Annotated in this window: 9 protein-coding genes; 4 read left to right on the forward strand and 5 right to left on the reverse strand. The window is 71.4% G+C overall.

Features of this window, described 5'->3' with window-relative positions; all coding sequences use genetic code 11:
• Positions 1-8 precede the first annotated feature (8 nt).
• Entirely contained in the window at positions 9-767 is a 759-nt protein-coding gene (locus DMB66_RS33665; RefSeq protein WP_125808155.1) for an anti-sigma factor domain-containing protein, read from the reverse strand.
• The gene (sigK, locus tag DMB66_RS33670) at positions 764-1,384 is read right to left on the reverse strand and encodes an ECF RNA polymerase sigma factor SigK (RefSeq protein WP_125808156.1); all 621 of its coding nucleotides are present in this window, start codon (positions 1,382-1,384) and stop codon (positions 764-766) included. The genes DMB66_RS33665 and sigK overlap by 4 nt, the downstream gene beginning before the upstream one ends.
• Before the next feature lie 153 nt (positions 1,385-1,537).
• On the opposite strand from sigK, the gene DMB66_RS33675 reads away from it, so the two are divergent.
• Both DMB66_RS33675 and DMB66_RS33680 read left to right on the forward strand, forming a co-directional pair.
• Positions 1,538-2,050: a SigE family RNA polymerase sigma factor gene (locus tag DMB66_RS33675; protein WP_125808157.1), complete on the forward strand. Its 513-nt coding sequence runs from the start codon at positions 1,538-1,540 to the stop codon at positions 2,048-2,050.
• Positions 2,047-3,261 carry a hypothetical protein gene (locus tag DMB66_RS33680; RefSeq protein WP_125808158.1) on the forward strand — a complete coding sequence of 405 codons (1,215 nt, stop codon included), beginning with the start codon at positions 2,047-2,049 and terminating at the stop codon, positions 3,259-3,261. The genes DMB66_RS33675 and DMB66_RS33680 overlap by 4 nt, the downstream gene beginning before the upstream one ends.
• On the opposite strand, the gene DMB66_RS33685 is transcribed toward DMB66_RS33680, so the two are convergent.
• A complete protein-coding gene (locus DMB66_RS33685; protein WP_125808159.1) occupies positions 3,258-4,223 on the reverse strand; it encodes a Gfo/Idh/MocA family protein in 966 nt (321 codons plus the stop codon). The two genes, DMB66_RS33680 and DMB66_RS33685, sit on opposite strands and share 4 nt — an antisense overlap.
• Before the next feature lie 79 nt (positions 4,224-4,302).
• Here DMB66_RS33685 and DMB66_RS33690 point away from each other — a divergent pair, with 79 nt between their 5' ends.
• Together DMB66_RS33690 and DMB66_RS33695 are read left to right on the forward strand one after the other, a co-directional pair.
• Positions 4,303-4,668: a hypothetical protein gene (locus DMB66_RS33690; RefSeq protein WP_125808171.1), complete on the forward strand. Its 366-nt coding sequence runs from the start codon at positions 4,303-4,305 to the stop codon at positions 4,666-4,668.
• Complete coding sequence (locus DMB66_RS33695) at positions 4,661-5,092, forward strand: hypothetical protein (protein ID WP_199752773.1); 432 nt, start codon at positions 4,661-4,663, stop codon at positions 5,090-5,092. The genes DMB66_RS33690 and DMB66_RS33695 overlap by 8 nt, the downstream gene beginning before the upstream one ends.
• A gap of 6 nt (positions 5,093-5,098) precedes the next feature.
• On the opposite strand, the gene DMB66_RS33700 is transcribed toward DMB66_RS33695, so the two are convergent.
• Both DMB66_RS33700 and DMB66_RS33705 read right to left on the reverse strand, forming a co-directional pair.
• On the reverse strand, positions 5,099-5,347 hold the full coding sequence (locus DMB66_RS33700) for a hypothetical protein (protein ID WP_125808160.1): 249 nt from the start codon (positions 5,345-5,347) through the stop codon (positions 5,099-5,101).
• A gap of 51 nt (positions 5,348-5,398) precedes the next feature.
• A partial coding sequence (locus DMB66_RS33705; RefSeq protein ID WP_158647463.1) for an ATP-binding protein occupies positions 5,399-6,971 on the reverse strand: 1,573 nt, incomplete at its 5' end.

Below are 6,971 nucleotides of genomic sequence, written 5' to 3' on the forward strand. Positions count from 1 at the left end.
CGCCGGGTCTAGGTCAGCAGGACCTGCGCGACGATCTCGGTGGGCTGCGCCGAGCCCCGGGCCGGCTCCACCGAGACGGCGAAGACGTCGTTGCCGGGCACGCCGTCCACGATCCGCGCCGCCGAGGCCTCGCCCGCGAGCAGCAGCCCGGCGCCGACCGGGGCCGGCTTCGCGGCGTCCCGGATCGTCCAGAGCTGGAAGGCCCGGTCGGCGGCCGGCGCCCGGTCGGCGCGCAGCGACACCACGCTGGCTCTTTGCAGGGCGGACGAGGCCACGGTGACCCGGCCTCCGCCGATCATCGGCGCGGTGCGGACCACCAGGTCGGGGGCGGCGAGGATCGCCTCGGTACGGGCCTCGCGCAACTCGGCGGCTGCCACGACGGCGTTCTTCTCCCGTACCCGCTGCTCCTGCACCGCCCACGTGGCCGCACCCGCGCCGGCGGCCAGGACGCCCGCCGCGGCCGCGCCCGCGGTGAAGCGGCGCCAGCGTGACACCGCCGCCCGCGCGTCCGGCATCGGCCGGGCCGACTCGGCCGGCGGTAGCTGCCGGGTGCGGCCGACCGCGGCCAGCACCTCCGTGCGCAGCCTCGGCGGCGGAACCGACCAGGTGGTGTCGGCCAGCCGCGACGCGGTCTCGCGCAACTCGTCGACCTCGGCGCGGCACGCCTCGCAGGCCAGGATGTGGCGTTCGAAGGCGACCCGCTCGAGATCGTCCACCGCGTCCAGCGCGTAGGCGCCGACCAGGGCGTGAATGTCCGTCGTGGTCACGCGGTCACCTCCACACCCAGGCAGTCGCGCAGGCGGATCAGGCCGTCGCGCATCCGGGTCTTGACCGTTGGCAAGGGGGTCTTCAGCAACTCGGCCACCTCGCGGTATGAGTGGCCCTGGTAGTACGCGAGCGTCACGGCCTGGCGCTGCAACTCGGTGAGATCGTCCAGGCAGTGCCGCACCTGCTGACGTTCGAGCCGCCCGGCCACCTCGTCGACGACCTCGTCGTACGGGGTCTCCACCGAGGCGATGCCGACCTTCATGGTGCGGTCGGAGGCGGCCTGCTCGGCGCGGACCCGGTCCACCGCGCGGCGATGCGCGATGGTGAAGATCCACGACGTCGCCGATCCGCGGGCCGTGTCGAAGCGGGCCGCCGTGCGCCACACCTCCACCAGCACCTCCTGGGCCACTTCCTCCGCCTGGGCCGGATCGCGCAACACCCGCCGGATCAGGCCGTACACCCGGGCCGCGACCAGATCGTAGAGGCGGGCGAAGGCCGGCTCGTCGCCACGCGCGACCGCCTGCAGCAGCTCACCCACGTCGGTGGCCGGCCCGGTCTCCGGCTGGGGCACGACCGAAAGATGGTCAGGCCGGCGGGCAGCGCCGCGCTCACTCATGACTACAGCCTCTCCATCACTCATGCCCGTTTCAACTGCCATTCGGCGCGGACGGCTACGCGGATGGGTCATCGCACCACAACCAGGCCCCGCCGGCATACAACCGATCGAACGAAGTCGCCGTTTACTACAGGGACAACGGCGGGAGCAGGGATGGCGAACGGATCGGACGCGGAGTATCTGGCGTACGTGCACGGGCGGGCGACGGGCCTGCGGCGCACCGCGTATCTGCTCTGCGGCGACGAGCACCAGGCGGACGACCTGGTCCAGGAGACCATCACCAAGCTGTACACGCGCTGGTCGCGGATCAGCGGCGTGGAGAACGTCGACGCGTACGTGCACACGATGCTGGTCCGCACGTTCCTCGACGAGAAGCGGCGCGGCTGGTGGAAGGTACGCCTCGGCGTCCCACTCGACCGGCCGGCACCCGCACCGCCGCCGCACGGTGTCGAGGAACGCGCCGTGTTACGCGCCGCGCTGTCCCAGGTGCCGCCCGGGCAGCAGGCGGTGCTGGTGCTGCGCTTCCTCTGCGACCAGCCCGTGGCCGACGTCGCCCGGATGCTCGGCCGCAGCGAGGGCACCGTGAAGAGTCAGACAGCCCACGGACTCACGGCCCTGCGCCGGATCCTCGGCGACCGGATCCGTTCCCTCGGGGGTACACGATGAGCAGGCACCCGGACCTGGATGACCTCGACGCCAGTGCGCTGCTGAGCCCGCTCGCCGGCGAACCGGCGGGCCCGTCCCGGATCGACGTGGCGCGCGCGATGGCCGAGGGCCGGCGCCGCCGCCGCACCCGCTGGTGGACGAGCGGAGTGGCGGTCGTGGTCCTCACGGCGACCAGCGCGGCCGGCGGCACGCTGGCCTTCTCCGCCGCGGGCCGGCCCACGCCGGCGCCGTCGCGTCCGATCGCCAGCCCGGCTCCGTCGATCGCCGCCTCGCCGGCCGGTCCGCGGGACTGCACGGTCACCCGGCTGCCCACCGACGGCATCCGCAAGGCCGTGGTCACCGGCGGCGACTCCAGCGGGCGCTGGCAGATCGGCCGGACGTATCCCCCGGGACGCGGGCAGGCGCAGCAGCTGGTGGTCTGGAAGGACGGCGAGCTCGTCGACGAGATCAAGATCGACGGCAGCAACCCCAGCCTGCAGGACATCAACTCGCGCGGCGACGTGGTCGGCGTCGTCGACGAGCGCCCGTACGCCTACAGCGCAGGCCGGACGACCCGGCTCGCCGGCGGTGCCGGCAGCGCGGCAGCCATCAACGATGCGGGCGTCGTGGTTGGCTCCCTCGGGTCCGGCAGCGGGAACAGGCCGGTCCGTTGGTCTTCGGTGACGGCCCGGCCGCAGCGGCTGCCGATGCCGGCCGGCTCCAGCCCCGGGGTGGCGGTCGACGTCGACGAGGCCGGCAATGTGCTGGGCGCGATCGACATCGAGGGCAAGGAGGGCACCGGTTATCTGTGGCTCGCGGACGGCACCGCCCGCTTAATGCCGATGCCCGAGATGGACGGTCGCCGGGCGGACCTGTTCTGGCCGGCGGCGATCCGTAACGGCTGGGTGGTCGGCCAGGGCGCGGTGGGGACGCCGAACCCGACCGCCTTGGCGTTCTTCCGCTATCAGATCGCCACCAACCGCTACGAGCGGCTGCCGACGGCCTCGGGCGTCCCGACGCGGGTGGCGGCTAACGGCTGGGTGCTCGGCGAGGCCGAACTGCCGGTGATCACCAACGCCGCCGGAGCGACGACCGTCCTGCCGAGATACCCGAAGGCGCAGGGCCGGCAGGACTACCTCGTCACCAGCTACAGCGACGACGGCCTCAGCGCGGCGGGCTATGCGGTCGGCACGGACCTCCAGAACCAGCCGCTGCTCTGGCGCTGCCGCTAGGAAGCCTCGGCCTCGGCCTTGGTCTCGGTCCCGGTCCCGGCCTCGGTCCCGGCCTCGGCCTCGGCCTCGGCCAGGGTGATGGTCCGGCCGGTGCTGATCGATTCGCCGGCCGCGGCCAGGATCGCTCCCACCTCGGCGCCGAACGTCAGGTCCAGCGCCGACGCCGGGCCGCCCTTGGCGGCGGTGATCAGGTCGTCGACCGCCCGGCAGAAGGCTTCCACCGGCAGCCACGGCACCGGCGGCACGTCCGCGACCCCGGACTCGCCGTAGAACGCCGCGTCCTCGCGCTCCAGCGCCTCCGGCGCGTCGACCGACAGCGTCAGCGTGCTGACCGCGCCGCCGGCGTGCCGCAGCAGCACGTGCGTCATGTCGCGGTCGCCGGCCAGCGCGGTCACCTTGGTGACCGGGCCCAGCACCGGCAGGATCAGCGCGACCGCGTGCGGGCCGACGTCCCACAGGCCGCCGCTCTCCTTGCGCCACACCGACGCCCCGAACGGGTTGCCGGGCTGGAAGATCGACCCGAGGTGGTCGATCCGGGCCTCCAGCCAGCCGCCGGCCTCGCGGACATCGTCGATGAACCGCTGGATCTGCGGCATGAACCGGCGGGTGAAGAACACCACGCCGGCGACCTGCTGCTCGGCGGCCGCGGCGACGATCTCGGCGGCGGCCTCGGTGGTGAAGGCGATCGGCTTGTCCAGCAGCAGGTGCTTGCCGGCCCGCGCCGCGCGCAGGGCGATGTCCGCCTGCACGTCCGGGGGCAGCGCGACCGCGATGGCGTCCACGTCGGCGATCAGGGCGTCGATTTCCGCGTACGGCTGCGCGCCGTGCTCGCCGGCCAGCGCCGCCGCCTTGGCCGGATCCCGGCCCCAGACACCCACGAACTCCACGTCCGGATGGGCCGCCAGCGCCGGGGCGTGCGCCTGGTGGGCCCAGGGTCCCGTACCGAAAAGTCCGAACCGCATCGTCGTGCCGCCTTCCCGCTGGAGATCACACCCGGCCGAAAGCTAACACGCTGCCACTGATCAGTACGCTGTGCCCGTGATGAACGGCCCGCTGTCGACCGCGACGATCGTGGTGGCCCTGCTGCTGGGGGTCTGGTATCTGATCCGTTGCGCGCTCGACCGCGCACCCAGCAACATCGACCTGTGGGCCATGCTCGGCCTCAGCGCCCTGGTCGCGGTGCTGGTGTTGGTCGCCGTCACCGGGCTCATCACCGGCGACCGGCCGAGCGACTCGACCACCTTCGTCGGCTACCTGATCACCACGGTCGCGTTCGCGCCCGTCGGCTTCTACCTGGCCCGGCTGGAACCGACCCGCTGGGGCACCCTCATCCTCGGCGTCGCCTGCCTGGTGCTGCCGGTGCTCGTGCTGCGGCTGCAGCAGATCGCGGAGGCGACCGGTGGCTGAGCCGACACCCGCCCGGACCAGACCGCGGGACGCGGCCATCGGCACCGGCGCCGGGCGGGTGCTCTTGCTGGTGTACGGCATCTTCGCCGTCTCCGCGGGCGCCCGGGCCGGCGTGCAGATCGCCACCAAGTTCGCCGAGGCGCCGCTGGCGTTCCTGCTGTCGGCCCTCGCCGCGCTGATCTACATCGCGGCCACCGTCGGCCTGGCCGTCGGTGGCACCCGGGGCCGCCTGATCGCCCTGACCAGTTGCTCCATCGAACTGGTCGGCGTCCTGGTGGTGGGCACGCTGAGCGTGTTCGACAAGGAGGCCTTCCCGGACGCCACCGTCTGGTCCGGCTACGGCAGCGGGTACGGCTATGTCCCGCTGGTGCTGCCGCTCATCGGCCTCTGGTGGCTGTGGCGCAACCGGCCGAGCGATCGCTGACCGGACTCACCTTCCGATCCATTCGACGGCCGGTGAGCCCGGCATGCCGACCGCCTCGGCCAGTGCGACGATCGCCGGCTGGTCCAGTTCCGGGGAGAGGACGGTGAGTCGCTGGCCGCCACCGAGGTCGGCTACCAGGTAGTGGCCCGCCTCCGGGACTTCGGAGTACAGGTAGCGGGCCGAGTGACCGGCGACTCGCAGGTGGTGCCGCCCCCGGGCGCGGGGGTCACCGGCAGCGCGCCGATCAGGCGCCACATGACGTCGCGCTCACCCCAGGCCACGCCGCCGAGCCCGGACGAGCGCCTGTCAGACACGCCGATAACGACGCAGCGGCGATCGCGCGGGAGCAGTGAAGACAACTTGGTTACGCGCTTCGAGCATCTTGAGAGCCCGCAGGACCTTGGTCCAGGTGAGGCCCGTCCGTACTTCCAGATCCCGGCGACTCAGCTCCGCGCCGTCAGCCAGAGCAGCCCAGACCAGCTCTTCGGCGCTTCCGCTTCCCCGCACGCCTGACTGCTGTGGCGTTTCGGTGATCTCCGCCGGTGCGAGCAGGTAACGGGCGTGACGGCGTTCCCCGACGCGTACCGCGACACCTCGGCTGACCAGGTCCGACAGCTCGGTCGTGGCGCGGTGAGCTTCGAGCCCGAGATTGCGCATCGTGCCGTTGGTGACGGGTCGACCCGCCCGCATCTCAGCAAGCGCGAGATGCTGAGTAGGCGTAAGGCCAGGCTGACGCAGGCTGGCGATCCACGTCATGGTCTCGTCACCGAGCAGCGCATGCCGAGGCATGATCACTTTGAAGCGGGTGATGCGACTGTGAAATTCCGGTGGCGGCGACCCGATTCGGCGAAGTTCGCGCAGCATGGTGGGGATGCCGCTGGCCCGGTTCTCGCAAACCATCCGCCCCGTCTCGGGAAGGCGCACGTCCTGCAGCAGCTTCGCCAGCACTGAGTTGCGCGTCGACGTGACGCCTTCGCCGCCGAGATCGTCCTCGGTGACCGCCCCGAACAGACCGCCCGGATTGGCGATCACCAGCCGGTCCGCATAGAGGGTGATCTGTACCGGCGTCCCGCGCGAGTAGGGCGAGTAATCCCGGTGAAGCAAGGCGTTCGCTACCGCTTCGCGGACAGCTTCGGCCGGATAGTCGTAGACGTCGGTGCGGCCCGCGCCGTCGACAAAGGAGCGAACGGACGTGTTGCGAAGGACTGCGGTCACCGCCTCATCGACGATGACCGGAATCGGCCCGTCGAAGGACCGGTTGTCGAGGAACCGAGGGCCGTTCGCCGGCACGTCCTGAGCCGAGAGTCCTGGATAGACCACGAAGGTCGCGTTCAGCTGCGGAAAGAATTGCTGTGGATATCCGCCCAATGCCAGCAGGCCGCCAAGAGTGGGACGCAGCCGCCCCTCCTGGTCTTCCGCGAGGACATTGAGCCGGCGCAGCACCTGTTCGGTGGACAGTCCCGCGAAAGCACGAGGCTGGCGTAGTCGAACTCGCTCGACAAGAGCATCGGTTTCCCGCGACTCGAGATCGGCCTGGGTCGCCCCGTCGACCGGCTGACGGTCGTCGTCGGGCTGTCCCCTATTGGTATGCAGCAGATGAATCTCGAAGTCGGTGAGCCGCCGGTCTCCATCCCCGCCACGGGTGAAGGATCCGTTGTATTCACCGCGAGCCGCGACGTAGCAGGGCTTGAAACGGGGGTCCAGCTCGCCCACTTCGGCGACGACCAATAGCGCATCGCCGAAGGGCACGACATCGATCTCAGCTCTTACCGGCGGGTGAAGGTCATCGCTGCAGGCGGCTGCGAGGGCGTCGCGTATGCGGGCGGCATCGAAGCCGGGCGCTGCATGAAAATCTTCGTTCTCATCCAGGCCGAGGATG

The sequence above is a fragment of the Actinoplanes sp. ATCC 53533 genome (assembly GCF_003947245.1).